Annotated in this window: 21 protein-coding genes and 2 pseudogenes; 14 read left to right on the top strand and 9 right to left on the bottom strand. The window is 68.2% G+C overall.

What is annotated here, in order from left to right; all coding sequences use genetic code 11:
• Positions 1-220: 220 nt before the first annotated feature.
• The 3 genes from OG226_RS03400 to OG226_RS03390 form a co-directional block, all read right to left on the bottom strand.
• Entirely contained in the window at positions 221-697 is a 477-nt protein-coding gene (locus tag OG226_RS03400) for a hypothetical protein (protein ID WP_329347823.1), read from the bottom strand.
• 1,200 nt (positions 698-1,897) lie between these two features.
• Positions 1,898-2,065 (bottom strand): hypothetical protein, encoded by a 168-nt coding sequence (locus OG226_RS03395; RefSeq protein WP_329347822.1) that lies wholly within the window; start codon positions 2,063-2,065, stop codon positions 1,898-1,900.
• Between the two features lie 9 nt (positions 2,066-2,074).
• Complete coding sequence (locus OG226_RS03390; protein ID WP_329347821.1) at positions 2,075-2,668, bottom strand: hypothetical protein; 594 nt, start codon at positions 2,666-2,668, stop codon at positions 2,075-2,077.
• Between the two features lie 284 nt (positions 2,669-2,952).
• On the opposite strand from OG226_RS03390, the pseudogene OG226_RS51495 reads away from it, so the two are divergent.
• Together OG226_RS51495 and OG226_RS03380 are read left to right on the top strand one after the other, a co-directional pair.
• A pseudogene (locus OG226_RS51495) lies at positions 2,953-3,201 on the top strand (hypothetical protein); the annotation flags it as partial.
• A gap of 290 nt (positions 3,202-3,491) precedes the next feature.
• Positions 3,492-4,406 carry a serine hydrolase gene (locus OG226_RS03380; protein ID WP_329347820.1) on the top strand — a complete coding sequence of 305 codons (915 nt, stop codon included), beginning with the start codon at positions 3,492-3,494 and terminating at the stop codon, positions 4,404-4,406.
• An 868-nt stretch (positions 4,407-5,274) separates the two neighbouring features.
• Here OG226_RS03380 and OG226_RS03375 read toward each other — a convergent pair.
• Together OG226_RS03375 and OG226_RS03370 are read right to left on the bottom strand one after the other, a co-directional pair.
• On the bottom strand, positions 5,275-6,012 hold the full coding sequence (locus tag OG226_RS03375) for a DsbA family protein (RefSeq protein ID WP_329347819.1): 738 nt from the start codon (positions 6,010-6,012) through the stop codon (positions 5,275-5,277).
• 155 nt (positions 6,013-6,167) lie between these two features.
• Entirely contained in the window at positions 6,168-7,244 is a 1,077-nt protein-coding gene (locus OG226_RS03370) for an NADH:flavin oxidoreductase (RefSeq protein WP_329347818.1), read from the bottom strand.
• Between the two features lie 391 nt (positions 7,245-7,635).
• Here OG226_RS03370 and OG226_RS03365 point away from each other — a divergent pair, with 391 nt between their 5' ends.
• From OG226_RS03365 to OG226_RS03350, 4 genes are all read left to right on the top strand, one after another.
• The gene (locus OG226_RS03365; protein ID WP_329347817.1) at positions 7,636-8,202 is read left to right on the top strand and encodes a TetR/AcrR family transcriptional regulator; all 567 of its coding nucleotides are present in this window, start codon (positions 7,636-7,638) and stop codon (positions 8,200-8,202) included.
• A 740-nt stretch (positions 8,203-8,942) separates the two neighbouring features.
• Complete coding sequence (locus OG226_RS03360; RefSeq protein WP_329347816.1) at positions 8,943-9,323, top strand: hypothetical protein; 381 nt, start codon at positions 8,943-8,945, stop codon at positions 9,321-9,323.
• A 493-nt stretch (positions 9,324-9,816) separates the two neighbouring features.
• Positions 9,817-10,062, top strand: a complete 246-nt coding sequence (locus OG226_RS03355) for a hypothetical protein (RefSeq protein WP_329347815.1) — start codon at positions 9,817-9,819, stop codon at positions 10,060-10,062.
• Positions 10,063-10,213: 151 nt separating this feature from the next.
• A complete protein-coding gene (locus OG226_RS03350; protein ID WP_329347814.1) occupies positions 10,214-11,380 on the top strand; it encodes a trans-sulfuration enzyme family protein in 1,167 nt (388 codons plus the stop codon).
• 79 nt (positions 11,381-11,459) lie between these two features.
• Here the strand turns inward: OG226_RS03350 and OG226_RS03345 are convergent, their stop codons facing one another.
• Positions 11,460-11,609: a hypothetical protein gene (locus tag OG226_RS03345; RefSeq protein WP_329347813.1), complete on the bottom strand. Its 150-nt coding sequence runs from the start codon at positions 11,607-11,609 to the stop codon at positions 11,460-11,462.
• A gap of 468 nt (positions 11,610-12,077) precedes the next feature.
• Between OG226_RS03345 and OG226_RS03340 the strand changes: the two are divergent.
• A pseudogene (locus OG226_RS03340) lies at positions 12,078-12,249 on the top strand (ATP-binding protein); the annotation flags it as partial.
• 184 nt (positions 12,250-12,433) lie between these two features.
• Here the strand turns inward: OG226_RS03340 and OG226_RS03335 are convergent.
• Positions 12,434-13,366, bottom strand: coding sequence for an NAD-dependent epimerase/dehydratase family protein (locus OG226_RS03335; protein WP_329347812.1), 933 nt, complete (start codon positions 13,364-13,366; stop codon positions 12,434-12,436).
• 131 nt (positions 13,367-13,497) lie between these two features.
• Here OG226_RS03335 and OG226_RS03330 point away from each other — a divergent pair, with 131 nt between their 5' ends.
• Complete coding sequence (locus tag OG226_RS03330; protein ID WP_329347811.1) at positions 13,498-14,175, top strand: TetR/AcrR family transcriptional regulator; 678 nt, start codon at positions 13,498-13,500, stop codon at positions 14,173-14,175.
• 308 nt (positions 14,176-14,483) lie between these two features.
• On the opposite strand, the gene OG226_RS03325 is transcribed toward OG226_RS03330, so the two are convergent.
• Positions 14,484-14,921 (bottom strand): MarR family winged helix-turn-helix transcriptional regulator, encoded by a 438-nt coding sequence (locus tag OG226_RS03325; protein ID WP_329347810.1) that lies wholly within the window; start codon positions 14,919-14,921, stop codon positions 14,484-14,486.
• A 158-nt stretch (positions 14,922-15,079) separates the two neighbouring features.
• Between OG226_RS03325 and OG226_RS03320 the strand changes: the two genes are divergently transcribed.
• From OG226_RS03320 to OG226_RS03295, 6 genes are all read left to right on the top strand, one after another.
• Positions 15,080-16,177 carry a substrate-binding domain-containing protein gene (locus tag OG226_RS03320; protein WP_329347809.1) on the top strand — a complete coding sequence of 366 codons (1,098 nt, stop codon included), beginning with the start codon at positions 15,080-15,082 and terminating at the stop codon, positions 16,175-16,177.
• 111 nt (positions 16,178-16,288) lie between these two features.
• Positions 16,289-16,570 (top strand): FmdB family zinc ribbon protein, encoded by a 282-nt coding sequence (locus OG226_RS03315; RefSeq protein ID WP_329347808.1) that lies wholly within the window; start codon positions 16,289-16,291, stop codon positions 16,568-16,570.
• 46 nt (positions 16,571-16,616) lie between these two features.
• The gene (gene fmdA, locus OG226_RS03310) at positions 16,617-17,864 is read left to right on the top strand and encodes a formamidase (RefSeq protein ID WP_329347807.1); all 1,248 of its coding nucleotides are present in this window, start codon (positions 16,617-16,619) and stop codon (positions 17,862-17,864) included.
• A gap of 29 nt (positions 17,865-17,893) precedes the next feature.
• Positions 17,894-18,925, top strand: a complete 1,032-nt coding sequence (locus OG226_RS03305; protein WP_329347806.1) for an alpha/beta fold hydrolase — start codon at positions 17,894-17,896, stop codon at positions 18,923-18,925.
• A gap of 2 nt (positions 18,926-18,927) precedes the next feature.
• Entirely contained in the window at positions 18,928-19,512 is a 585-nt protein-coding gene (locus OG226_RS03300; RefSeq protein WP_329347805.1) for a DUF1097 domain-containing protein, read from the top strand.
• A 639-nt stretch (positions 19,513-20,151) separates the two neighbouring features.
• Positions 20,152-25,374, top strand: a complete 5,223-nt coding sequence (locus OG226_RS03295; protein ID WP_329347804.1) for a family 43 glycosylhydrolase — start codon at positions 20,152-20,154, stop codon at positions 25,372-25,374.
• Positions 25,375-25,715: 341 nt separating this feature from the next.
• Here the strand turns inward: OG226_RS03295 and OG226_RS03290 are convergent, their stop codons facing one another.
• Positions 25,716-26,444, bottom strand: coding sequence for a spermidine synthase (locus tag OG226_RS03290; RefSeq protein WP_329347803.1), 729 nt, complete (start codon positions 26,442-26,444; stop codon positions 25,716-25,718).
• Between the last annotated feature and the right edge of the window lie 375 nt (positions 26,445-26,819).

Genomic DNA, 26,819 nt, shown 5'->3' with positions numbered 1-26,819 from the left:
GGAATCTCGCGACTGATACGGCATCGCTCCGGGTGGAAGCCTGCCGGGGTGTGATCCCGGTGCGGCCAGGATGTCGTCCGCCCGGAGCGACAGTTCGGTTCTCCGCAGGCGCGGGTGCGGCGGCTCCTGGATGTCGGTGGAGATGCCGCAAGGACATGACGGATCGTCAGGTCCATCAGTCCTTGCGGCACCGGGAACGAATCACTCACTCACGGCAGGCTCAGCTGAAGACGAAGGGCCCAGGTGCCTGGGCTGCGTTCGCCGTACAGGTGACGGAGATGCCGAAGATGACCATTTTCAGCGAGCCCTTGTAGAAGTCCAGGCTGTCGCCGACGGCCACGGTGCCGGGAAGCGGACCGACGGTGACCGAGCCGCCGGCGGGTATGGCCGGGTTCACGGTGCCGCTGAACACCCGGTTGGCGCCGGTGGAGTTGGTCATGGTGAGCGTGGAGCTGATGGAGTTCGCCGACAGGGCGAGCGGCGTGGTGATGGCCGTGGAGCTGAGGGTGATGGTGCCTGACGTACTGCTGACCTGGGTCGCGGTCAGTGTGGCCGCGCCGCCGCCGAAGATGCCGCAGGAGGCGGTGATGGTGGCGGAGCCTGGAGTGACGGCGGCGGACGCGGAGGGCGCGAAGGCCAGTGTCGTGGCGGCAATGAGCCCAGCCGTGAGTGCCGCACCTGTGGTTAATCGCTTCATGGGAGTCGTGTTCCCTTCCCGTTGGTGGGAGTGCCATGTGTGGGATGGCGACCCCGGGCCGAGTGGGTGCGGGCACACTGCGGGGGATCGGATCTGACGGTCCGTCGGAACTTGCGATCCCCATTGATACGCGAGCAACACGGAACGGCATAGCTCAAATCTGGCCGACTGTGTACGCGAGGAAGCAGCTCGGATCGGCGACGGGGGTTGTCCGGTGCGCCAGAGGTCCACGGGCCTGGTGTGCATGGCGGGACGGTGGCGTGGCTTGGGCGGGATCGTGCGTTCCCGCACTGAACTAGCCGTCCTGTCAGTGTAGTTGGAGTTCCAGGACGTTGTCGGTGCGCGACGAGCCGAAGCCCGGCGACAACTGGCCCGCGTGATGCCGCTGCGGGCCTGCGCCACGTACCGGGGCCTGTCCCGCGACGCGGACCGCCTCAAGTCCTGACGACACCTGCTCGCAGCGGGCCGGCCCGTACTTTTCCGGGTTCGAGCCGGGTTCAGAACGGAGGATCGTAGGCGCAGCGGCCTGTCCAGCGTCCCGCTCTCCGCCGGGCCCAGTGTTCTCCCGGACCGCGACATCGTCCGCGTTCTCCGGGCTGCTGACGTCGTGACGGTGGCGGTGGCGTCCGCGATGGTCGCCGCAGAGGAACGCACCGTCGAACTCTTCGACGCCAAGGACGGCACCTACCTTGGCCTGGCCGTCCTGCAGACGCAGCCAGCCCTCACGAACGGCGCGCGGCCGACCGCCTGCGCACCGCCCTGGACAGGGCGAAGCGTCAGTGCGAGGAACGCTTCGAGGCCGACACCGTCGCCACCACTCCCCGCCCAGTCAGCGACAAGGCCCAGGAACAGGCGGCCGCATTCCTCGACGGTCATCGCCAGGCCGAACTCGTCCGCGAAGCACGCCCCGACCTCATCCCGCTGCCCGATCCCACCCTCCTGCTCGTCCCGACGAACCTCGAAGTCAACCGCTGAGCCCCACGTCAGCACTGGTAGGAATCCCATCGGGGGCGAATGAGGGCCGTAGGCGAGCGCATCGAGTCGTACGACGACGCTCTGGACGCCTGTGCTCCCTCTTGCGTCTCGGTTCCTTCGCCGCTGCTACCGGAGCCGGCGAACCTCTTCCGACGGGTGGGCCCTACCCGTGAGGTGTTCCCGCCGAAAGGGTCCATTCACGCCCGGCGCTCGCGTGACTGTGGTTTACCCGCTGTTCTTCACCGGCCGACGAAACATGTCCCTGATCAGCCACCGCAGCTTGCGGGCCCGTGGGGTCTCGGTGGAGTAGCTGGTGGTGAACCTGATGTCGTTCGCGGTACGCCCCAGGGGCGTACCTTCAGGCGAGTACCGGGTGGGGGGTTGTTCACCCATGCGTCTCTCCTACGGATTCGGAGACCTGGTCCCGCATCCCTTGCGCAGATCGTTGTCGGAGCGGGTCTTGGGGCCCCAGCCGATCCCGCTGGCGTAGCCCTGCATCACAAGGTAGTAGGTGTAGGTGCCGCCCCCGTCGTTGCAGTCCGTCGACCATCCGTAGTCGATGAAGCTGTTCGAGGTCAGTCCCGTGCCGTGCCAGTTGTTGTAGCCGCGCGGTCCGCTCCACGAGCTGCGCCACATCTGTGTCTGCAGCTTCTGTGTGCCGAACGAGCCGCTGCACGCCTGCGAGGTCTCCCACTGGAACCACGCCCCTGCGCCCGCCCCGTGGAACGAGACGTCCGAGATGTGCACCGAGCAGCTCGCCGCCGCCGGAGCGGCGGGCCCGGCGGGCTTGGCGTCACCAGCCTTGTAGGTGAAGGAGTACAACTCGCCCTTCGTCGTCTTGCCCCACTCCCCGATGGTGGTCCCCGCCACCACACGGTGTCCGTCCACCATCACGTGCCCCACTGAGGGGTGCGGGTCGTCCACAGTGGTCGGCGTCACCGCCGAGGCCGATGTGCTGGAACCCAGAACAGCGACCACGGCCAAGCCGACAGTCATTACGGACAGGGGTCTTGCTAGGCGCATATGTGTCCCCTCCCGTTGCGTTGCCGGTCGGTCGATCCGGCAACGAGGGAACACTAGTTCGATCACTGTGAAGCGCGAGACTCTCGGCACGGCTTGGCCGAATCGTGCCCGCCTCGCCTGCACCGAACACCGCGCAATGACGCAAAGGCCCCTCCGTCTGAGTCGCGCGCACTCGTACCTGGCCCCACAGTTTCAGGCTGGAGATGCGCCGTTCGTTGAGGCCGGCTTCCCTCAGGACCCACGCGGACGCCGCGTAGTCAAACGGCCTGACCGAACTCATCGTCCTCGACGTGGGCCTGCAACTGGGCTTCCTGGGACGGGACTTGTACTCGCTGATGGTGGTCATGGCCGTCGTCACGACCATGATGGCGGGGCCTCGTCCGTCCCGTGCTCGAACCTTGCACGCTCGTAGCCGGTACGGCTCCCAGTCCGGACGGGGACCGCCGCCAGGGATGCCGGGGCGTCGTGGACGGACAGCGCGGCGGCCGCACGGGCGGCGAGGGTGAAACGCACGTCCGCTCCGGCCGCCGGTCCTTCCGCGCTCCACCCGCGCGAACGGCAAGTCATCCCGCGCATCGTCCACAGCGAGGGCGGCGGCCGGCGCCTGGGGCGTCTCGACGAGTACCCCGGCGACGGCGTGGACGATCATGCTGACCCTGGGTGGTCCGGGAGTTGTGGGTGTCCTCACACATCGTGCCGTCAGGGCTTTTTCGTGGCACCGGTCACGTCACGGAGCCGCCACTTCGTCTACGTTCGCAGGTCTGTGCCGCCCCTGCCCCCGAACCGTCGAGGCCCCATGCCGTACCGCCCGAATTCCCGACCGGCCACCCCGAGCGTGAGCGTGAGCACGCCCGGCCGACGCGGCAGGAGTGCCCGCCTGTGCGCGGCGCTCCTCACCGGTTCCATGGCCACCCTCCTCGCGATCGCCATGGCCGGTCCGGCCGCGGCAGCCGTCACCGCAACGCCGATGCGCTCCGGAGCCGGCACCACGCAGCCGACCGGAAAGAGCGAGGCACGCGTGACGACCGCCGTGCTGGACCTGGACCATCCCGCCGGCCAGCCGCAGGTGCGCGGGAAGGACGTCCCGTACGACACGGCCAGCATCATCAAGGTCGACATCCTCGCCGCGCTGCTCCTTCAGGCGCAGGACGCAGGCCGCGGCCTCACCGAACAGGAGCACACCCGTGCCGAGGAGATGATCGAGCACAGCGACAACGACGCGGCGAGCGCCCTCTGGCGGGAGATCGGCCTGGCGCCCGGCCTGGAGGCGGTGAACAAGCGGCTGGGCCTGTCCTCGACCGTGGGCGGGGCCGGTGGTATGTGGGGCCTGACGCGTACCACGGTGAGCGACCAGATCCGCCTGCTGCGCGCGGTGTTCACCGACGACACGACCTCGTCGGCGAGCGGGTCCGTACTGACCGCGACGTCCCAGAACTACATCCGTACGCTGATGACACGCATCGCCGCCGGACAGTCGTGGGGCGTCTCGGCGGCCTCCGACTCCGGCGTCGGATGGGCGCTCAAGAACGGCTGGCTGCAACGCAGCACCACCGGCCTGTGGGACATCAACAGTGTCGGACGGGTCACCTCGGGCACACACCACTACCTCGTCGCGGTGCTCTCCGACGGCAACACGTCGATGACGGGCGGCATCGCGACGGTCGAACACGCGGCCCGCACCGCGGTCACCTCGGCGCGAGCGGCCGGCTGACGACGGAACACGACAGCACGTCCGGCAGGGCACCGGCGGATCGTCGGACAGGTCATCCAGCAGGCGTCCACCGAACCGGCCGCCGGCACGGCCCCGGGCCCCGGCCCCTCACGAACCAGCCGGCTGTTGCGGCAGGGGAGTAGACGAAGCGCTCCTGCATCACGGCGAAGCCCCCGCCGGCGTCCCACACCACACCCCCACATGACTGGGCTGCATCCGAATGTCCTGCACGAGGATGCGACGCTCTTCCTGTTCCGTGACGGTGATCAGCTCACCCGTGAACGGGAATTCCGGCATTGATCCGATCCAGTCCTGATCCACCCCTTGAAGTAGCGGGTGTGATTCGGATATCGCTGGTGGACCGACAGGACCGCAAGCACCCCAGCGGTCGGACGCTCCACCAAAGGGATCGGTCCCCCACATCGCATCAGCAGCGGGAAGCTGCCACACCTTGGTTATCGCGTCATAGGAACCAGCGGTCAGGTGGCGGAAATTCATGGGCAGTCAGTCGCCTCTGGGACTCCAGGGCAAAGCAGTCCGAAGATACCCACCCCACTGGGCCGAACCCTGGTGGCAATGCGTCCAGCCCGCGGGTTGGCGATGCCGATGATTCTGGCGATAGCAACCACCAGGTCGCCGAGGATGGCGCCGAGCTGGAGACGAGGGCGCGAGTGCCGCCGGCTTGCCCCTGTCTCTCGATCAGAAGTGCCTGCTGTCAGCTGGAAGACCATATCTCGTTGCCAGTTCTCCATTGACGATCGCGCGATGGTGGCTTGCGAGCCGATGGTGCGCAGGGAGTCAAGGGCCGCTGTGTAGGTCCCGTTGGAGGGACACGACCGCCATGAGCGGTGGGGCACCCCTGGCCGAGCTACTTCTTGAGCCTGCGGCTTCCGGCGTGCCAGTCCTCGGTCTTGCCCGTCTCCTGCGCCGTGATGCCGAATGACGGTAGTTGTGGACGCTCGCGCAGGCTGCGCTTGAGTTCGGCGAAGCCGGGGAACCGGGCGAGGCCGATGACGTGGTCCCACAGTGCCCCCGCCTGTTCCTCGTCGGGCAGTCGGCTGATCACCGGCCCGAAGAAGGCGACGCCCTCGGGCGGCTCGAAGTGCACGATCGGTGTGCCGACGTCCCTGCCCGTCAGGGACAGCGCCTCGTCGGACTCGGCCTGGATCTCGACATCTCGGGTCGTGTCGTCGAGTGCGTCGACGAGCGAGACAGGCAGGCCTGCTGCGGTGAGGGCGTCGGCGGCGAGATCGGGGGTGCCTTGCCAGCCGAGGGCCCGGCCCTCATCGGGTCCGGACTCCAGGATGCGCGCGCCGAGGGCCGCGTAGAGCGGGCCGATCGCCTCGCGGCCGTGCTTCTCCCGGGCCGCTGATGCCACCCGCAGCAGTCGCAGGCCCGCGGTGTGCTGGGCGTGGTATTCCTCGGGGAAGTGGGTGTCGTAGTCGATGTGGGAGTTGATCAGGCGCAGTGAGATGAACCGCCAGTCGACGGTGTAGTCACGCTGCGCCTGGACCAGTCGGATCCACTTGCTCGTCATCCACGCGAACGGGCAGATGGGGTCGAAATAGAAGTTGATGTCTGCGTTCTTTGCCGCATTCATGCTCATATCCACAATCCTAGGTCGAAGGGTCTTCGATGCGATGAGTGCTGGAGCAGTGCGAATTCGCCGGTCTCCTGGCCCGCTCGCCGCCAGCCCGACGGCAACGAACCCTTGATCAGGGATCGCGAAGCGGCGGGTGGGGGAGTTCGATCGCACGCGGCTCAGTAAACGATGCTGTGCCATCCACGCATGTAGTTGATGAAACGCTCGCTCAATCCGCCCGTACGCAGGTACTGCGCCGTCACCGGAAGCTTCGGACTGTCATACAGCGGGTTTGCCCGTACTTGCCGAGGAAAGTCCCGCTGAAGGATGCCGGCTCTGCCGATCACCACGAAGTCGCATCCCTCGTCCAGCAGTTGTCCGGCGCGCCGGGCACTCATGATCTTGCCTGCCGCCCCCACGCGTACGTCCTTCCGAGGAAGGTCTGTGAAGACGCTGAGCATGGTCTTTCCCCGGAACGCTCCCTCCTGGACGATCTGGGCGGAATCCCACAGGGCCAGGTCGAGATAGTCGATCAGTTCTTGATCAAGAATCTCGGCGGTAACTTCACGTAGTTCTTCCAGGCGCAGCCCGTAGCGTTCGACCGACAAGCGCCAGCCGATCTGGAAATCAGGACCGCATGCTCTGCGGATTCCTTCGATCACCTCGATGGTGAGGCGGGCCCGATTCTCGATACTTCCACCGTATTCGTCCGTGCGATCGTTGAGCAAGGGCGACATGAACTCCGACAGAATCCACCCGAAAGCGCCGTGCAGTGCAACGCCATCGAATCCTGCCCGCTCCGCCCTCTTCGCGGCTGCGATGAAGCTGTCGCGGATTCGTTTCACCTGTTCCGTCGTCAGCGCTTTCACTCCTGGCACCGTGGAACTGGAAGCAGGAGCTGGAATTCCGCCCAAATCGGGACGGGCGCGGTGGCCGGCGTGGTGCAACTGCACCGCGGACAGTCCTCCCCCCTCCCGGATGGAGGTGGACATTTCGATCAGTCCAGGCACATGGGCATCGCTATGGATGCCCAGCTGGCGCTCGAATGCTTTGGCGCCGGCTTCGACGGTGGTGGCGGAGGTCTGAATCAAGGCGTAATCACTCTGCGCGAGCTGTCTGATCCAATCCTGATCGAATACGGACGCGGAGCCGTCGTGCTCACTCTGCTGATTGGTGAGCGGCGCCATCATGAAACGATTTCGCATTTCCGGGCCATGTGAAAGCGTGAGCGGCTTGAACAGATCCGAGACTGACATGCAGATCTCCTGATGGTGATGATGCCGAACAAGTGCCGGCCGGAAGGTGGGTTGGTGGTGCGACGCGCACGACATGGGACGTCGCGATGGCGCGGGCGAGGTGTCGTGCTGCCGGGAGGGTGCCGCCGTTGTATTGCCGGCTGCGGCCGTGCAGCGCGTGGGGAAAGCGTGGCCTCGTGCGAGGACCTCGACGAGTGCGCCCGGTATCGGAAGCGCGTCGGCTGCGATGATGCGGAGCCGGCGAGGAGTGCGCCGCCGAATTGCCCGCTGCCTTTGTCGGTGCCGACCGCGGAAAGGGCCGCACCGCGGAACGAGGGACCCCGTGCCGGGACTGTGGCGTAGTCGTCGCTGGCGCTCCTCAATGTTACCGAAAGTTCGGTAACATTGAGGGATGGCGCGTCCCCCCTCCATTGATGAGGCCCAGCTGCTCGACCTGCTCCTGTCCGTGTTCCGGGAGAAGGGCTTCGACGGAACCGTGATCGGCGACCTGACGGCGGCTTCCGGGCTGCAGCGGGCGAGCCTCTACCACCGGTACCCCGCTGGTAAGGAAGAGATCGCGGACGCGGTCCTTTCCAAGGTCGGCGAGCGCTTCCTGTGGATCCTGGAGCCGATGCGGACGGACTCCGATGTCGCGCGGGGGATGGCCGAGACCGCTCGCCGCCTCAGTGACTTCTACGGGGCTGGGGCGTTGTCGTGCGTTCTCGACACGATGTCGTTGGCGGGGGCTCCGGCGAAGGTTCGCGACCACGCGCGCTCGCTCGCCAGGACGTGGATCGACGCGATGGCCGAGGCCGCGCAGCGCGCGGGACGGAGCCCCGAAGGCGCCCAGCGCGCAGCCAGAGAGGCGTTCCTGCGGATCGAGGGAGCACTGGTGCTGGCCAGGGTGCTGGGTGACACGGACGCTTTCGCCGAAGCCGTGACGCACTTGCCGAGTCTCCTGATGCCCGAGCAGGACTAGGGGCGAGGGGCCGGCCGCGGGCACAGCGAGCGCGAGACGCGGATCATCATCACGCCAGGGTGTGCGGAGGGGCCGGGGAAGTCGTCCTGGTGATCCGGGGCGCCCCGGGGTGTCGGAGATCGGAATCCGATCGCCGATGTCGCGTGCGGTGATGTGGACGCGGTCGCCTTCGCCGACGAACTTGTCGGCGAAGGCCATGGATACCCTGCTGCGACCGCCGTACCCGAGGGCCCGGAGGCAGCTGGGCGCTCGACGTCGATGATCGTGGTCAGCAGTGGCGGGGCCGACCGCATTCCTGTGCTCGCCGACCGTCGGAGAGGATTCCTCCGCGGCGTGCTCGTGGATCCGCAGGGAGCCGCCTCGTGAGGTGCGCGCCAGGAGCGTCGCGAGGCGCCACTTCGGCGGATCTGCTGGGTTGCCGCACGGCGAGTGCCGACTCGTCAGCCCGTTGGAGAGCGTGACGTCGATGAGGGCGCGCGGGCGCCCCGCCGGCAGATCACGTTCGTCGGTGGCCGCGAGGGTGGGAGTGACCGGCCCTTCCGGGGCGGTCGCGCGCGCGCCGATCGTGACGTTCAGTCCCTCGGTCATGGTTCCTTCCCGACGTGCACACCGCTGATTCATTACCGAATGTACGGTAAAAAACGCGGCCGAATAGTGTGGCGAGTGTCACTTTTGCTAATTACCGAACGTACGGTAAAAATGAAGACGTTCACTCCATCCGACCTTGAGGAGCATCTTCCATGAGCAGCAAGACCGCAGTCGTGGTGCTGTCCGACCCGTCGACCGGTACCGATGAAGCGCTGGGCCGGGTGGTCGACGCCCTCGCCACGGCGTGGGAGTTCGCGCAGGAGGGTGAGGCCCTGGTGCTGTTCCAGGGAACGGGCACCCGCTGGCCCGCCGTGTTGGCGGACTCGGACCACCCCGCGCACGAGCTCTACGCGGCAGTGAAGAAGCAGGTCGCCACGGTGGCCTCCTCCGGCTGCACCACCGTCTTCGGGGCGAACAAGGGCATCGAGGACGAGGGGATCAAGCAGATCGGTCAGAACCACGCGCCCGGCACCCCCGGCATCGCGAGCATCCGCGAACTGGTGCAGTCCGGCTACCAGATCCTGACCTTCTGACGCCGCGGCCCGGCCGATCGCTCGGACGCCGTCACGCGTGAGGCGTTCGAGTTACTGACCCGCCGACGCATTGGTGGTCCTGGGTGCCCAGGACCACGACGGGCTGCTCGTGGCCGCCACCATGCGGGCCCCACCATGCGGGCCGGGAAGAGCTCCCGGCGGCGGTCGACCCCGTACTCGGCGGACGGCCGTAGACATGGTGTCGGACGGACGCTCCGGCCGAGGTCCTGCGCGACGAGGCGGACGTCAGCACCGTGGCCGTCGACATGGTGGCGCGCAATCAACGGCCGGTGACAGCCGGTCGGCGAGGGCGCCGGGGCGGACGTGCACCAGACGTTCGGCAACCGCCCGCGTACACGCGGACTCGGGTCCTCCGGGGACGAGATGCCGGGGGACTTCCACCCCGTCACGGCACGGGTGGAGCCCTTGGCGCGTTGGGACTCCGCTCTCGTGCCGGGCGGCGGCACCTTCTCCGCCGCGACGGTCGTGGCCGGTGGTGTGGAAGTCCAGCAGAGAGGCGGCAACCCCGGTTCGCCGAAGCCCTCCCGCCGACCAGGCGGGCGACACGATGATGACCGCGGGCAAGCCCTGCGTGAATCCGTTGGCGGGCCTGCCTTTCCCGGACCGGGAGTCGGGAGCGACCCTGCAACTGAGCGGCACTGCGGAAATGCACCAGGTCGCACCGCCGCGCCCGACCAACGGGCAGGAGATGTTCTCCCGGATCACCGAGGCGATCTGAACCGACCGGCAGTTCCCCGCAGACTGCTCGGCACCGGCGTATTCATGGCTCACCTGAAACACGGGTCGCCGACCACGCACCCGGTCGGCGACCCGCTCCCGGCAACAGAGATCCGGAGCGGACAATGACGACGAACCCAGGCTTGCATCCGATGACCCGCGCCGCACGGGCGGGCACCCACAGCCCGCCCGGCGCGGCCCTGCCCTTGGTACCGGCGCTCCACCAGAGCACCGTGCATGCCTACCCGGATCTTGCTTCGTTGCACCGAGTCCTCGACGACGAGGAGCGCGGGCAGGTCTACTACCGCTTCGGGCACTACAACGGCCAGGTGCTCGAAGAAGCCGTGGCCTGTCTCGAAGGAGCGGCCGCCGCGGTCAGCGCCGCGTCCGGCATGGCCGCGCTCACCGGGACGGTGCTCGCCCTCGTCGAGGCGGGCGGCCACATCGTCGCCGATCGCAACACCTACGGCGGCACCCACAGTCTGCTCGCGGTCGACCTGCCCCGGCTCGGTATCACCACGACCTTCGTCGACGCCGCCGACCTCGATGACGTCGAACGGGCTCTGACCCCGCGCACCGGGCTCCTGCTCGTCGAGGCGCTGACCAACCCGATGATGCGGGTCCCCGACCTTCCTGCCCTCGCCGCGCTCGCTGCCGCCGCCGGTGCCAAGCTCGTCGTCGACTCGACGTTCACCACACCCGCTCTGATCCGGCCGCTCGACCACGGGGCCGACCTGGTGTGGCACAGCATCCCCAAGTACCTCGGCGGACACTCCGCCGCGATGGGCGGTATCGTCGCCGGCGACGACGGCCTCGTCGCGCGGATCCGCCAGTCGGTGGTCCATCTCGGCGCGACACTGGGCCCGTTCGACGCGTGGATGGCCCTGCTCGGGCTGAAGACCCTCCCGCTCCGGATGCGGGCGCACACCCTCGGCGCGACGGCTGTCGCCAGGTTCCTTGCCACGCAGCCGGCGGTCACACGCGTGCACCACCCGACGCGTCCCGACCACCCGCACGCCGCCGTCGCGGCCCGGCTCTACCCAGACGGAACAGGCGGAATGCTCTCCTTCGAGCTCGCCCGCGGCCGGCCCGCGGTCGACGAGCTCATCCGCCGCCTCGGACCTGCCATCCCGCTGTCTCCCAGCCTGGCCGACGTCGCGACGACACTCGTCCACCCCGCCACGACCACGCACCGGTCCCTGCGCCAGGACGACCTGGACGCCCTCGGGATCACCGAAGGGCTGGTCCGCCTCTCGGTCGGGATCGAAGAGCCCGTCGACCTCGTCGCCGAACTGGGAGCAGCCCTCGCCGACGCTTGATACGGCGAATGGCTGCGCGGGTGAGATCTCGGGTCTGGCACGCATCTTGGGGGAGTGGCCGCGGGTAGCTCCAGGCATGTCAGTGTTCACGCACCCTGGTCCACCACCAGCCGAACGTCGCCAACTCGATGTAGTTGGGTTCGGGCAGAGTGCGGCGCTCGAACTCCTCATCGATGCGCGTGATCAGTCGGCCCAAGTCCCGCTTGGCTCCCGAAGGAAGGTGCCGCATCGCCCACTCCAGGTCATCACGGGCATCGGCTATCCCGGGCGAGCAGAATGCGGAGGCATCCAGGTACCGGCCAGCCTGCTCGAAAACCCACTCGATACGAGAGAGCGCGTTGGCGACCGCGTTGGGCCACATCTCTTGGTCTTCGACCCTGCGGATCGCTGCACGAGTCCGCGCGGAGACACCATGGACCTTCAGCACCGGACACTGCCATCGTGGCCGAAACCGCTCTGCGCGGACGGCCTTGGGACGCCTACGCGGCATCGCCCTTTCGGATCAACATGAGGCGATCCTGCCACGGCTGGGCACCTACCTGAACCTCGATCCGCACACCCGCCGCAGCAAGAGTTCCTGCTACTCGGTCCTGGCACAGATCTTGGGTGGCGTTTTGGGGTGCCTGTTGGAGCTGTAGCAGGACCATCTTGCAGAGTGGTTCGAATCCGGCAACGGTCCGGAGACCGGGGAGACCTGATGAACATCATGAGCGTCAACGTCGCGGCCGTCCGCTCCTCGACCTCCGTCGCCGGCACACGCGAGGAAGGCAGCGGCTGCCGACGCCGTGGTCCTGGTCGTCTCGGAACTCGTCACCAACACCCTGCGTCACGGCGTCGGCACCTGCACCCTGAACCTGACCGCACACCCGCGCCGGAGACCGCGCATCGCTCAGTTGGTGCCGAGGGCAGCGTTGATCCGGCGGAACACTGCCCGCAGGGCCTCGTAGTTCAGGAGCTGAAGCCGTAGTCATTCTCCGCAGTCGCGGCGTCGAAACGGCCACCAGATCGGGCAGTTCGGTGCGTGGCGCGGGGAAGGGCGTTGCCAATGGCGGGTCAGCGTGCGGCTGGGGTGCGCAGGCCGTTGATGGTGTCCCGTAGTGCGTCGTCGGTCGGAGTGGGTTCGATTCCGAAGGCGGCGGTGGCAGCGGTCGAGTCGAGGATGAACGGTTGTTGGAGTTGGTACTGGATTTCAAGCATTTCCCGGGCGGCTGGGTTGATGAGCCCGGCAAAGCGGAGCAGGAAGGTGGGCATCCTGGTCACCCGGGCAGATGGTGCTTCCACGAGTTCGGCGGCGCGGGTGGCCAGTGCGCGGATGGACATCGCGGGGGCGGTGGGTACGTGCCAGGGGCGGCCCCAGGCGTTCTTGTCGGTCGCGACGGCGGTCAGGGTGCGAGCTACGTCGCCGACGTAGGTCCAGCTGTGCGGGGCGTCGAGGTCGGCAGGCATGGAAGCGCGTCTGCCGGCGAGCACCTTGGGTAGAACCATGGCGCTGAATGGGCTCATCGCGCCCGCGCCGAGGTAGTCCGATCCGCGGACCTCGGCCGTGCGGATTCGCCCGGCTTGGTGCGCGGCCAGCGCGTCGGCCCACAGGGTGGCTCGTACTTGGCCCTTCACCGAGTTGGGGCGCTGCGGCAGTTGTTCGGTCATCGGGGTGTCGACCTGGCCGTAGCCGTAGAGGTTTCCGGTCGTGACGAGCACGGCGCCGCTGAGTTCGGCGGCCCGCACGAGTGCCGCGCCGAGCGGTGGCCAGTCGGTGGGCCAGCGGTGGTAGGCCGGGCCTGCGCAGCAGTACAGCGCGAGGGCGCCTTCGGTGTGCCGGGCGAGCGCGTCGGCATCACTCGCGTCTGTGGCGCGACGCTCGATCCCCGGGTGCTCCGGGCCGCCGCCGCTTCGGGTGAGCAGCCGGACCTGCTCGCCCTTGTCGGCGAGTAACCGGGCAGTGGCCGTGCCGACCGGGCCGGCTCCGACGATGACATGAAGGGACATGATGGGCACCCTCTTGACTCGGGCGAGAACACTGTTCTCGAATAGGTGCACCGTACTCAAGCGCGGCAGCCAGGTCAAGAACAGTGTTCTCGTCTCGTTCTGGTGTTCTCGATCTATGCGACACTGGACGCATGTCCGCACCGTCGTTGCGTGCCCGGGTCCGCTCGGAGATGCGCCACGAGATCATGCAAGTCGCGCGCCGCCACCTCGCCACGGACGGCGCGAACCTGTCCCTGCGCGGCGTGGCCCGAGACCTCGACATCGTCGCTTCGGCCCTGTACCGGTACTTCCCCAGCCGTGACGCCCTGCTCACCGCGTTGATCATCGACGCCTACGAGGAGCTGGGCACGGCGGCGACGGAAGCCGACGCAGCAGTGCCCAGCGACGACCGGCGCCGCCGGTGGCTGGCCGTCTGCCACGCGGTGCGCACGTGGGCGCTCTCGCATCCAGCGGAGTACGGCTTGCTCTACGGCAGCCCGGTGCCCGGTTACGCCGCGCCGCCGGAGACGGTTCCCCTTGCCGCGAAGGTCGTCCTGCTACTCGTGGACATCGCCGGCGACGCGGCGGAACAAGTGGAGTCCGCGCCGGTTCCCGATGCTGTCCGCGCCGACCTGCGCCGCCTGATCGATGAGTACCCGGGTGACCTGCCGGAGGAACGACTCGCCAAAGTGTTCGCCGGCTGGACCCACCTGTTCGGCCTGATCAGCTTCGAGGTGTTCGGTCGCCTGGACGGCTTGATCGAGGCGCGTGCCGAATACTTCGACCACCACATGGCTCTGATGGCAGACCTCGCCGGAGTCCCGCGCTGAACCTGCAGCCGGACAGCCAGCCGGCCGAGCGCCACCTTGCCGTGGAGCATGGCACCGGACTGATCTGCTGACCGACCGGGCACCCGAGCGTGGCGGTGCGTGGCGGCGACCGCCGCTTGCTGCCCCATCCGGTGTACGTGCCGCTACCGATCGTCGCTGTGATGGGCATGCTGTTCCGGCCGCATGATCGCGGTAACGCCATGGCGGTTCTGCCTCCGAGCGGGCGCCGAGGCAGCCGACCTGCGGGGTCGGGTTGTCATCTCGCCGGACACGTGCGGCAGATGGCCTCGGCGCCCGGGGCAGGCACGTCAGCCCAGTCGCCTCGATGCGCGCTGGAGCAGTGTCCGCAGCAGGGCCGTCTCCTCGGTCCCGAGGGCGGTCACTATGTGCTCCTTTTCGCGTTCGACCGCGGCGGTCCAGCGGGGGAGTGCCTCGTTTCCCCGCTCCGAGGCGAAGACCAGGACGCGCCGCCGGTCGGTGTCGTCCACCCGGCGCAGGACGAGGCCGAGGGACACCATGCGGTCGACGACCTTGGTCAGGGTCGGTGCTGTCAGCAGGGCGAACTCGGCGACTTCGGCCATGGCGTGACCGGTGTCGTCGGCGAGGAACGACAGCACGCGCCACTCCTCAAGCGTCGCGCCCTCCGCTTTCAGCGCCTCACCGAGGCGTTGGACGACGCTCCGCTCCACGAGCGTGAGCGCTCGCGCCAAGTCGAGTTCGGATACGGCCGCCGGGGTCGTGGTCATCGCCCTGCCCAGTGTCGTCGTGGTGTGGGGGTGGGACTGCGGCGGTAGCGATCGTGCTCGCGCCGCAGAGAAGGTTCGCGTGGAGTGGTTCCACGCTACAGTCATTTCCCTATCGCCGTGAAATATTCTCGTAGCAACCAATCGCTAGTGTGAGCCCTATGATCGAGAAGGCGTCTGTCCGGCTCGGCTCTCCGGCAGGCCGGACCCGGGACGCGCTGGACGTCGCCCTGGTGATACCGCTCCAGGGGCCCGCCGGGATCTTCGGGCCGTCCTGCGAGTGTTGCGCCCAGCTCGCGGTCGAGGAGGTCAACGCCGGCTCGGGTGTGCTGGGCAGGGAGTTGCGGCTGGTGCTCGTCGACGGCGGGGCGCCGCCCGAGCAGGTGGCGACCGAGATCGACGCGCTGGTCTCCGGCGGAGTCGTCGACGCGGTGGCCGGCTGGCACATCTCCGCCGTCCGTGAGGTGGTCGCCCCGCGCATCGACGGCCGGGTGCCGTACGTCTACACCGCCCTCTACGAGGGAGGGGAGCGGTCGCCCGGAGTGTTCCTGACCGGCGAGACTCCGGGCCGTCAACTCCGGCCCTCGCTGCGGTGGTTCGCCGGTGAACTCGGTATCCGGCGCTGGACGATCGTCGGCGACGACTACGTCTGGCCCCGCTCCTCCGCCCGCGCCGCCCACCGCTACCTGCGGGAGCTGGGCGGCGAGGTGTGTGACGAGATGTATGTGCCGCTGGGCACCAGGGACTTCGGTCCGGTCCTGGCCCGGGTCGCGGCCAGCGGCTGCGAGGCCGTCCTCATGCTGCTGATCGGCGACGACGCGGTGCTCTTCAACCGTGCGTTCACCGCCGCCGGACTCGACCGCGACCACATCCGGTTCAGTTCGCTGATCGAGGAGAACGTCCTGCTGGCGACCGGGCCGGAGAACACCCGGGGACTGATGACCTCGGCCGGCTACTTCGAGGACCTGCCCACCGCGTCGGGCCTCGACTTCGCCGCCGCGTACGGACGCCGCTTCGGCCCCGCGGCGCCGGTGCTCAACAGCCTCGGCGAGTCCTGCTACGAGGGCGTGCGCATGCTCACCGAGCTGCTGCGCCGGGCGGGCGGCGCGGACATGGACAGGATCCAGGAGACCGCCGAGGGCCTGGAGTACGAGACTCCGCGCGGCACCGTCCAGATCCGCGACCGCCACCTGCACCAGCGGGTGTTCCTCGCCGCGGCCGACGGGCTGCAGTGGGACGTGCTCCAGCAGCTGCCGTAGGCGACACCTCGGCGCCTTCATCCTTTTACGCGCACGTAACGCGGTGAACTCTTGCCCAATTGCTTCGGATGGAAATACTTTTTTCTCGAAGCTTTTGGAAGTGAGTTGTCCATGGCGACATACCAGTACCGCTGCCCGGGCTGCGGTCCCTTCGACGTGACCCGTCCGATGGGCCGCGCCCTCCCCGAAGAGCAGTGCCCAACGTGCGGCCTCCACGGCCGCCGTGTCTTCACCGCCCCGATGCTCCCCCGCACCTCCGCCCCCCTGGCCCGAGCCCTCCAGTCCCAGGAGGCCAGCGCCCACGAACCGCGCGTCGTCACCGAGGTACCGCCGGCTCGCCGCCACCCAACCTCGGCAGCCGATCCCCGACAAGCCCAACTGCCCAAGCCCTGAAGCCTGTTGCCCGAAACACGACCCACCTCTTCCTGGAGGCAGTCCTATGCCCGAAGTCGTCTTCAGCGTCGACCAGGCCATGTCCATGCGCGACCAGAAGATTCCCGGCCACAACCGCTGGCACCCCGACATCCCGCCCGCCGTCACCGTGAAGCCGGGTTCGGACTTCCGCATCGAGTGCCGGGACTGGACGGACAACCAGATCGGCAACAACGACTCGGCCAACGACGTCCGCGACGTCGACCTCTCCCACGCCCACATGCTCAGCGGGCCGATCGCCGTGGAGGGCGCCGAACCCGGTGACCTGCTCGTCGTCGACATCCTCGACCTCGGTCCCGTACCGCAGTCGAGCGGCGAGGGCTCGGGGCAGGGCTGGGGCTACACCGGCGTCTTCGCCAAGGACAACGGCGGCGGCTTCCTCACCGACCGTTTCCCCGACTCGTACAAGGCGGTCTGGGACTTCCACGGTCAGCAGGCCACCTCCCGCCACATTCCCGGCGTCCGCTACACCGGCATCACCCACCCGGGCCTCTTCGGCACCGCGCCCTCCGCCGAACTGCTGGCCCGCTGGAACGCCCGCGAGCAGGCTCTCATCGACACCGACCCGCACCGCGTACCTGCGCTCGCCCTGCCCCCGCTGGCCGCGGGTGCCCTGACCGGAACGGCGAGCGGCGAGGCCGCTTCCCGTATCGCCGCCGAAGGCGCCCGCACGGTCCCGGCCCGCGAGAACGGCGGCAACCACGACATCAAGAACTTCACCCGCGGCTCCCGGGTCTTCTACCCCGTCCTCGTCCCCGGCGCCCTGCTCTCCGGCGGCGACCTGCACTTCAGCCAGGGCGACGGCGAGATCACCTTCTGCGGAGCCATCGAGATGGGCGGCTACATCGACCTGCACGTCGACCTGATCAAGGGCGGCATGGAGAAGTACGGGGTCACGACCAACCCGATCTTCATGCCCGGCAACGTCGCACCGCAGTACACCGAGTTCATCTCGTTCGTCGGCATCTCCGTCGACCACGACACGGACACCAACCACTACCTCGACGCGACGATGGCGTACCGCAACGCATGTCTCAACGCCGTCGACTACCTCACCACCTTCGGCTACAGCGGCGAACAGGCCTACCTCCTCCTCGGCTCGGCCCCGATCGAGGGCCGGATCAGCGGAGTCGTGGACATCCCGAACGCGTGCAGCACCCTCTACCTGCCCACGGCGATCTTCGACTTCGACATCAAGCCGACGGCCGAGGGCCCGAGGAAGGCCGACCGCGGCCAGTGCGCCGTCACGTCGTAACTCCCGTTCAAGGAAAGAGAGTTCCACTCATGCGCGACCATCTCACCTTCCAGCTGGGTGACTTCACCACCCAGCACGGCGCCACCCTGCGCGGTGCCACCCTCGCCTACACCACGTACGGCGAGCTGAACGCCGACAAGTCCAACGTGATCGTCTACCCCACCTGGTACTCCGGCCGGCACTGGGACAACGAGTGGCTCATCGGCTCCGGCATGGCCCTGGACCCGGAGCAGTACTTCATCATCGTCCCGAACATGCTCGGCAACGGCCTGTCCACCTCACCGAGCAACACCCCACCGCCGTACGACCGCGCCCGCTTCCCGCACATCACGGTGTACGACCAGATCGAGGCCCAACACAAGCTGGTCACCGAGGAGTTCGGCATCGAGCGGATCGCGCTGGTGACCGGCTGGTCGATGGGCGCGGGGCAGACCTACCAGTGGGCGGTCAGCCACCCGGAGATGGTCGAGCGGATCGCCCCCTTCTGCGGCTCCCCGCGCACCAGCCTCCACAACAAGGTCTTCCTGGAGGGCGTCAAGGCCGCACTGACAGCCGACGCGGTCTACAACGGCGGCTGGTACGACGAGAAGTGGCCGACCACCGGACTGCGGGCGCTCGCCCGGGTGTACGCGGGATGGGGCTTCTCGCAGGCGTTCTACTGGGAGAAGGAGTACGAGAAACTCGGCCACACCTCCCTGGAGGACTTCCTCGTCGGCTTCTGGGAGGGCTTCTTCCTCGACGGCCGCGACCCGAACAACCTCCTCACCATGCTCTGGACCTGGCAGAACGGCGACGTCGGGCTCACCCCGGGCTTCGACGGGGACACCGAGGCGGCGCTCGGCTCGATCCGGGCGACCACGCTCGACATGCCCGCCGAGAAGGACCTCTACTTCCCGCCGGAGGACGAGGCCTGGGCCGTCAGCCACATACCCGGCGCCGAACTCCGCGTGATCCCCGGCATCTGGGGCCACTTCGCCGGCCACGGCAGCAACCCCAAGGACACCGAGTTCATCGACACAGGCCTGAAGGAACTGCTGGCCAAGCCCGGTGGATTGGCATAGTCATGCACATCGGACGCATCAGACTCCCGCACGAGGTCAGCGCCTCGATCGTCGCCTTCGCCACCGTCTTCCTGCTGATGAGCCCGCTCAAGATGCCGACCTGGGCGATCTTCATCACCTGGGCGGGAACCTTCCTCCAGGGAGGTCCGAGCCGCTCCAACGCGATCGCCATGGTCACCGCCACCACCACCGGGGCAGGATTCGGAGTGGTGGCCGTGCTCCTCAACCGTGAGACGGGCACCATGTTCGGCACCGGCGCGTTCGCCCAGACCCTCGCCCTGGCCGTGGTGATCTTCGTCGTCAACGGCACTCTGCTGGCGACCGGCCGACTGAAGCCCTTCGCGCTCATCCCGGGCATGTTCTTCGGCTTCGCCTCCCTCTTCGCGACGTACTTCGGCGGCTTCGGCTACGACGCGGGCCACCTGGACGCCGCCTTCGTCAGCGCCGCCGCGATGTGCGCCCTGGGCCCCCTCTGCGCCACCCTCGGCCTACGGCTGATGTTCGCACCCCCGCCTGCCGCGTCCGAGCCCGTGGCGCAGTTCGGGGCCGAGGCGGTGACAGCCTCGGTCAACGAGGCGTCCACCTGACACAACTGCTCGCTCATACCGCCTCGCAGGGCGGGCCGACCACCGGCCCGCCCTGCGAGTGCGTCGGGCAAGCCCGACGCGCTCGCGGCGGTTACCGCGCATCTCCACGCCGAGGACCAAGCCCCTCGGAAGAGAGGGTGGACGAGAGCCGACAGCTGTCTGATCAGACGCTGGGGGTGCGGTTCCTGGCGGTGTAGGAGGTGCTCGTCCCGCCTGTGCCCGCCTCGCGCACCGGGTGAGTTGATATCGCTTCACCTCACTCAGGACCAGGTCGGTCTTGGGCCCGCCGATGGGGCCGGTGCCCCAAGACCGGCCGTCCGCCCCGTAGCGAGGGGTTCCCCCGCGCCCCCCGTTCGACCTGCCGTCGGCGGACGTCAGGATGATCCGGGCCCGTTCCGCCGGCCGCCGGTCCGGTCATCCCGCCCGCCGAATCGGCTCCGCACGCTCACTCAAATCTCTTCCGCGTCACGCTGGATCGTCCGACCGGCCGCACATGTGCTCTCGCCTCTTGACGTTGTACGACGCACCGTTTGACACTCTCGAAACACAACATCACATCGTCGAAATGCCGCACCGTCGGCCTGTCTCTGCCCCCGATCAACCGTGGAGGAAAGCCCGCCGATGTCGCATCGATTTGTCATGTCTAGAGCAAGTTGGAGTGCGCCCCGGAGCCGGTCCCGGCGCCGCAGGCTCGCAGCGGTCGCCCTCGCCGCGATGTGCATGACGCTGCTGCCGACCACCGCACACGCCAGGACCCCGGCAGCCGCCGCGGGCTCCTCGGAGATCACCGACGGCCTCGCCCTCTGGTACAAACTGGACGCGGCCTCCGGCCAACTGGCCGCCGACTCCTCGGGTCACGGCCGCGACGGCACCGTGAACGGCACCGCCGGCTGGAACGCCGGCGACGGCCTCACCCTCAACGGGTCCGACACCTACGTCAAGGTGCCGGACAACATCTTGAGCGGCATGAGCGCGATCACCGTGTCGCTGGACGTGCAGATCGACTCCGCGCAGGCCAGTCCGTACTTCATCTACGGATTCGGCAACTCCAGCGGCTCCAACGGCAACGGCTATCTCTTCACCACCGGCAACACCTTCCGTACCTCCATCGCCTCCGGCAACTGGTCGACCGAGCAGACCACCGCGCCCGCCACCTCGTACAACCTGCCGCGCGCCGTGTGGAAGCACCTCTCCTACACGCAGACGGCAAGCGGCACCGGCGTGCTCTACGACGATGGTGTGGAGGTCGCCCGCAACACCGCCGTCAGCATCACGCCCGGTTCGATCGGCGGCGGCACCACCACAGCCAACTACATCGGCCGCTCGCTCTACTCCGGCGACAAGTACTTCAAGGGGAAGATCAAGGACTTCCGGGTCTACGACCGGGCGCTGGACGCCTCCGAAGTCGCGCAGTTGGCACTGCCGATCGCCACTGACGGGGTCGCGCGGGACAAGGCCGCGCTGAGCCTCGGCGACCGCACCGACGCCGTCGTGTCGGACCTGACGCTGCCCACCGCCGGTACGGCGGGCGGCAGTTCGATCAGCTGGTCCAGCGACGCGCCGTCCGTGGTGTCGGCGACCGGTGTCGTCACCCGCCCTGCGAGCGGTGAGCCCGACGGTCACGCGACGCTCACCGCGACGCTGAAGAAGGGCGCGGTGACCGACACCAAGTCCTTCGACATCACCGTGCCGGCGGACTTCGACGACCAGCACGCCGTGGACCAGGCCGCAGCCTCGCTGACCGTCCCGAACATCGACGACGTACGCGGCAACCTGACGCTGCCCGCCACCGGCGACTACTCCACCACGGTCGACTGGTCGTCCGCCGACCCGTCCGTGATCTCCGCCGACGGGGTCGTCAACCGCCCGGCCGCGGGCGACGGTTCGACCACCGTCGAGCTGACCGCGACCGTCACCCGCGACGACGCATCCGCGACCCGCACGTTCACCGCCAAGGTGCCCGAACTCCCGGTGCCGGAAGCCAAGTCCGGCTACCTCTTCAGCTACTTCACCGGCGAGGGCACCGCCGACGGCGAGCAGGTCCGCTTCGGCCTGAGCAAGGGCAACGACCCGCTGAACTGGCGGGAGATCAACAGCGGCAACCCGGTACTGACCTCGACGCTGGGCGAGAAGGGGCTGCGCGACCCGTTCATCATCCGCTCTCCCGAAGGCGACAAGTTCTACCAGATCGCCACCGACCTGCGGATCTACGACAACGGCGACTGGGACGCCGCGCAGCGCACCGGCAGCCGGGCGATCATGGTGTGGGAGTCGACCGACCTGGTGCACTGGACCGACCAGCGGCTGGTGACGGTCTCGCCGAAGGAGGCCGGCAACACCTGGGCCCCGGAGGCGTATTACGACAAGTCCCTCGGCTCGTACGTCGTCTTCTGGGCGTCGAAGATCTACGACAACGACGCGCACACCGGCGACACCTACAACCGCATGATGTACGCCACCACCCGTGACTTCCGCACCTTCAGCAAGCCCAAGGTGTGGATCGACCGCGGCTACTCGGTGATCGACTCCACGATGATCGAGCACGACGGCCAGTACTACCGTTTCTCCAAGGACGAGCGGAACAACAGCTCCTCCTCCCCGAACAGCAAGTTCATCTTCGAGGAGAAGGCCGGCTCGATCCTCGACACCGACTACGACTCCGTCGCCGAGGGCATCGGCAAGGGCGCGATGAGCGCCGCCGAGGGACCACTGGTCTTCAAGTCCAACACCGAGGAGAAGTGGTACCTCTTCCTCGACGAGTTCGGGGGCCGCGGCTACATACCGTTCGAGACGACCGACCTCGACTCAGGCGTCTGGACCCCGTCCACCGACTACTCGCTGCCATCCACGCCACGCCACGGCACCGTACTTCCGGTCACCCAGGCCGAGTACAACCGGCTGCTGCGCGCCTACCAGCCCGACCAGTTGGTGGAGAGCGCCGAGGACGTGACGGTCTCCACCGCCATCGGCAGCGCGCCGGTGCTGCCCGCGACCGTCATCGCCAAGTACGCCGACGGCATCACCCGCCCGGTCTCCGTGACCTGGGACGACGTCCCGGCATCGGCATACGCCTCGGTCGGCACGTTCACCGTGAACGGCACCCTGCCGGACGGCGCCACGCTCCGCGTCCAGGCCCATGTCACGGTGTCCCAGGACGGCGGCACCGACATCCCGTCGGGACTGGTCCTGCGCTACGACTTCGACGAGACGTCGGGCAATGTCGTCCGGGACTCCAGCGGCCACGGCAACCACGGCACCTATGTCAACACCCCGGCCTTCGGGACGGGTGTGCACGGCGGTTCGTTCGTGATGAGCGGCGGATCCAGCTCCTCCACCACTTCGCCGTACGTCAAGATCCCCAACGGCGTACTGAAGGACACCGACAGCGTCACCGTCTCCACCTACGCCAAGTGGGATCCGACGTCGACGGCGGTCAACCAGTGGCTCTTCGGCCTCGGCCCGAACAGCGACAAGTACCTCTTCGCGACACCGTCGAACGGCGGCGGGAGCCTCTACTCGGCTGTCACCACCGGGAGTTGGGGCGCCGAGTCTAAGCTGTCGGCCGGCTCGAAGCTCACCGCCGGCCAGTGGAAGCACATCACCGTCACACTCAACGGCGCCACCGGCATCGCCGTTCTCTACCTCGACGGGGTGCAGGTGGCCCGGACCACCGGGGTGACGATCAAGCCGTCGGATCTCTACGACGCCTCGAAGGGCTACAGCGGCTACATCGGCAAGTCGCTGTACGCCGCCGACCCCTACTTCGCCGGCCAGGTGGACGACTTCCGGATCTACAACCGCGCGCTGTCCGCGGCCGAGGTGCTGGAGCTGAGCGGCAACACCACCGGTATCGCCACTGCCGCGCTCCCCGAACTGAAGACCGACGCGATCGTCACCGACACCCAGAGCCGGATCGTGCTGCCGGTCAAGGAAGGCACCGAACTCACCGCTCTGGCACCGCAGTTCACCCTGGCCAACGGCGCGACCATCAGCCCCGCCTCCGGCACGGTCCGGAACCTCACCAAGCCGGTCAAGTACACCGTCACCGGCTCGGACGGCGCGACCCGCGTCTGGACCGTACAGGCGATGCAGATGAGAACTCCCGTACTGCCCGGCCTGAACGCCGACCCGAACATCGTGGTCTTCGGCGACACCTTCTACATCTATCCGACCACCGACGGCTTCCCCGGGTGGAGCGGCACCCAGTTCAAGGCGTACTCCTCCACCGACCTGGTGCACTGGACGGACCACGGCGTCATCCTCGACCTGGGCCCGGACGTCTCCTGGGCCGACAGTCGGGCCTGGGCACCGACGATCGCCGAGAAGAACGGTAAGTACTACTTCTACTTCTGCGCCGATGCCAACATCGGTGTCGCCGTCTCGGACTCGCCGACCGGCCCGTTCAAGGACGCACTCGGCAAACCGCTCCTCGCCGCAGGCACGTTCAGCGGCCAGATGATCGACCCGGCGGTCTTCACCGACGACGACGGGAAGTCGTACCTCTACTTCGGCAACGGCGGCGCGTACGTCGTCCCGCTGAACGACGACATGATCTCCCTGGACACCTCCAAGGTCACCACGATCACTCCCGACGGATTCCGGGAGGGCGCGTTCACGATCAAGCGGCACGGCGTCTACTACTTCATGTGGTCGGAGAACGACACCGGCGACGAGAACTACCAGGTCGCGTACGCCACCGGCAGCTCACCGCTGGGCCCCTGGACCAAGCGTGGCGTGATCCTGTCGAAGGACGTGGCACTCGGCATCAAGGGCACCGGCCACCACTCGGTGGTCCGGGTCCCCGGCACCGACGACTGGTACATCGCCTACCACCGGTTCGCCATCCCGGGCGGTGACGGCACCCACCGCGAAACCACCGTCGACAAGCTGGAGTTCGACGCCGACGGCCTGATCAAGCCGGTGGTCCCCACCCTCACCGGCATCGCCCCGGTGACCGTCGCGCACGCCGGTCCCGACGCCTCCGGGCCGGAGGGCAGCGCCATCGCCCTCACCGGCACACTCTCCGGCGCGGACGTCACCCCGAAGTGGCGTGCCGAACCCGGCGCCCCGTGCACCATCGCCCACGCCAAGACCCTCACCCCTGCCATCACCTGCACCGACAACGGCACCTACGAGGTCACCCTCACCGGCGGCCGGAGCAGCGACACCGTCTCCGTCACCGTCACCAACGCGCCCCCGGTGATCCGCGACGCCACCGGGCCCGCCGAGCCGGTGTCGGTGGGCGCGAAGATCACCCTCACCGTCCACTACACCGACCCGGGCCGCAGCGACACCCTCAGCTGCTCCGTCGACTGGGCCGACGGCACAGCCCCCACCCCATGCCGCGCGGGCCACACCTACCGCAAGGCCGGCATCTACCACCCGACGGTCACCGTCACCGACGACGACGGCGCCGCCACCTCCAGGACCCTCACCGACCTGGTCGTCTACGACCGCACGGCCGGCCCGGCCACGGGTACCGGCACCTTCGTCTCACCGGCCGGCGCCTACCCCGCCTCCCCCCGGCTGACCGGAAAGGCGGCTTTCTCCTTCGACCTCTCCTACGGCAGGAACGCCACCACCCCCACCGGCAGGATCGCCTTCGACTTCAAGGCAGCGGGCCTCAAGTTCCGCTCCACGGCGTCCGACTGGCTGGTGGTCACCGGCTCCCGCGCCCGCTACCAGGGCTCAGGCACCCTCAACGGCGTCAAGGGCTACGGCGTCAGCATCACCGCCACCGACTCCCCGGACACCTTCCTGATCAACGTGTGGAAGAAGTCCACCGGCACCACCGTCTACGCCGGCCCCACCGCGGCACTCGCCTGCGGCATCACCATCGGCCACCACCCGGGGGCGCACTGACCGCACCGGCCTCAGCCGCCGGACGGCCCCGCAGTCCAGGGCCGTCCGGCGCGCGTGCGCTGTCAAGCACTGAACGTGAACTCGTGATGTCGGGGGCTGACGTCCGCCAGACGTGGGCCCTGACGTGCTGCGCTGGATGTCCGAGTGTGTCGCCGATGGCGATCTCGAATCGGGCGATGTCGCACGCGCTAGTCGTAGTGCAGGGCGTCCGGAGAGGCTGAGGCTCCGCAGCTGGGGACCACTACGGCGAGGGTGGCGAGCCGTCGTCGCTGTGGGCTTCGCGCAGGTTGGCCCCCCCACTCGGTGTCGATCGACGCCCCCGCAGCGCGGACAACTGCCACTCAGGGCGTGTCCAGTGCTTTGCCGGCCAGGTAGACGGTGTTGGTCGAGGTACCGCCCTGCAGTGGGTTGTCGAAGGCGACGACATGGGCCGCTGTCTGTGCGAAGACCTCGGAGAGCGCGGAGGTGAACTGCGCGTCGGGCGGGTCGTTCGACCACAAGGCGAACACCCCGCCGGGGTGGAGGTGACCGGCGAGCGCGCGGAGTCCGGCGGGCTGGTAGAGCGCCGCGTGCCGTGGGTGGAGCACATGGCGCGGCGAGTGGTCGACGTCCAGCAGGATGGCGTGGAAGCGGCGGCCCGGCTCCTTGGGGTCGAGACCGCGCGGATCGGCGGCCAGTGCGAAGAAGTCTCCGTGCAGTAGGCGGCAGCGGGTGTCCGAGGACAGCCGGGCTCCGAGGGGCACCAAGCCCCGCTGATGCCAGTCGATGACTTCGGCGAGCGCGTCGATCACCGTCAGTGTCCGCAGCCGTGGATCGTCCAGGACGGCCTGGGCGGTGTAACCGAGTCCGAGTCCGCCGACGGCTACGTCCAACTCGGTGTCCGGCAGTTCGGCCAGGGCGAGTTCCGTGAGCGCGATCTCGCCGGTGGTGAAGAGGCTGGACATGAGGAACTCGTCGCCGAGCTTCACCTCGTACACGTCCTCCCCCGAGACCGGGTGGCGGCGCCGACGCAGACTGATCTCGCCGATGGGCGTCGGTTGCCAGTCGATCTCCTCGAAGCGCAGGCCCATCCGTTCACCTTTCTGACGTGCGTGGACGCACGGTGCTGTTGCGGATCGAAACATACTCCGTCCCGGCGCGGGAGCCGGGCGCTGCTGAGGTGACGGCACGGTCAGGCGTCGATGATGACGGGGATGATCAGGGGTTTGGATGATTCGCCGACCTGGGGGTCGAGTGATCTTTTCAGGATTTTTTGCTGTGGTGAGGCGCGCCTCTGAGCTGGGGTTCTCGGGGTCCACGGTTGAGTGAACGGGGCCGCACGTCGGCCGCAGCCGTGCGGAAGCGGGTGCGTTCGCGCGTCGTCGTTCGCGGGTGGCCCGGCGGGGGAGCGGGGGCATGGCCGAGTGTCCAGCCTCCAGAGCAGACCAGGGATGCTCGCGTCCGCG

The sequence above is a fragment of the Streptomyces sp. NBC_01261 genome, assembly GCF_036226385.1.
Taxonomy (GTDB): domain Bacteria; phylum Actinomycetota; class Actinomycetes; order Streptomycetales; family Streptomycetaceae; genus Streptomyces.
This window is presented reverse-complemented; position numbering and strand designations above follow the sequence as displayed.

What these genes read in the sequence shown, in the direction of transcription:
- OG226_RS03400 (WP_329347823.1), bottom strand. Translation starts at nt 697, where the DNA reads ATGAAGCGATTAACCACAGGTGCGGCACTCACGGCTGGGCTCATTGCC.
- OG226_RS03395 (WP_329347822.1), bottom strand. Translation starts at nt 2,065, where the DNA reads ATGGGTGAACAACCCCCCACCCGGTACTCGCCTGAAGGTACGCCCCTG.
- OG226_RS03390 (WP_329347821.1), bottom strand. Translation starts at nt 2,668, where the DNA reads ATGACTGTCGGCTTGGCCGTGGTCGCTGTTCTGGGTTCCAGCACATCG.
- OG226_RS03380 (WP_329347820.1), top strand. Translation starts at nt 3,492, where the DNA reads ATGCCGTACCGCCCGAATTCCCGACCGGCCACCCCGAGCGTGAGCGTG.
- OG226_RS03375 (WP_329347819.1), bottom strand. Translation starts at nt 6,012, where the DNA reads ATGAGCATGAATGCGGCAAAGAACGCAGACATCAACTTCTATTTCGAC.
- OG226_RS03370 (WP_329347818.1), bottom strand. Translation starts at nt 7,244, where the DNA reads ATGTCAGTCTCGGATCTGTTCAAGCCGCTCACGCTTTCACATGGCCCG.
- OG226_RS03365 (WP_329347817.1), top strand. Translation starts at nt 7,636, where the DNA reads ATGGCGCGTCCCCCCTCCATTGATGAGGCCCAGCTGCTCGACCTGCTC.
- OG226_RS03360 (WP_329347816.1), top strand. Translation starts at nt 8,943, where the DNA reads ATGAGCAGCAAGACCGCAGTCGTGGTGCTGTCCGACCCGTCGACCGGT.
- OG226_RS03350 (WP_329347814.1), top strand. Translation starts at nt 10,214, where the DNA reads ATGACCCGCGCCGCACGGGCGGGCACCCACAGCCCGCCCGGCGCGGCC.
- OG226_RS03345 (WP_329347813.1), bottom strand. Translation starts at nt 11,609, where the DNA reads ATGCGGCACCTTCCTTCGGGAGCCAAGCGGGACTTGGGCCGACTGATC.
- OG226_RS03335 (WP_329347812.1), bottom strand. Translation starts at nt 13,366, where the DNA reads ATGTCCCTTCATGTCATCGTCGGAGCCGGCCCGGTCGGCACGGCCACT.
- OG226_RS03330 (WP_329347811.1), top strand. Translation starts at nt 13,498, where the DNA reads ATGTCCGCACCGTCGTTGCGTGCCCGGGTCCGCTCGGAGATGCGCCAC.
- OG226_RS03325 (WP_329347810.1), bottom strand. Translation starts at nt 14,921, where the DNA reads ATGACCACGACCCCGGCGGCCGTATCCGAACTCGACTTGGCGCGAGCG.
- OG226_RS03320 (WP_329347809.1), top strand. Translation starts at nt 15,080, where the DNA reads ATGATCGAGAAGGCGTCTGTCCGGCTCGGCTCTCCGGCAGGCCGGACC.
- OG226_RS03315 (WP_329347808.1), top strand. Translation starts at nt 16,289, where the DNA reads ATGGCGACATACCAGTACCGCTGCCCGGGCTGCGGTCCCTTCGACGTG.
- fmdA (WP_329347807.1), top strand. Translation starts at nt 16,617, where the DNA reads ATGCCCGAAGTCGTCTTCAGCGTCGACCAGGCCATGTCCATGCGCGAC.
- OG226_RS03305 (WP_329347806.1), top strand. Translation starts at nt 17,894, where the DNA reads ATGCGCGACCATCTCACCTTCCAGCTGGGTGACTTCACCACCCAGCAC.
- OG226_RS03300 (WP_329347805.1), top strand. Translation starts at nt 18,928, where the DNA reads ATGCACATCGGACGCATCAGACTCCCGCACGAGGTCAGCGCCTCGATC.
- OG226_RS03295 (WP_329347804.1), top strand. Translation starts at nt 20,152, where the DNA reads ATGTCTAGAGCAAGTTGGAGTGCGCCCCGGAGCCGGTCCCGGCGCCGC.
- OG226_RS03290 (WP_329347803.1), bottom strand. Translation starts at nt 26,444, where the DNA reads ATGGGCCTGCGCTTCGAGGAGATCGACTGGCAACCGACGCCCATCGGC.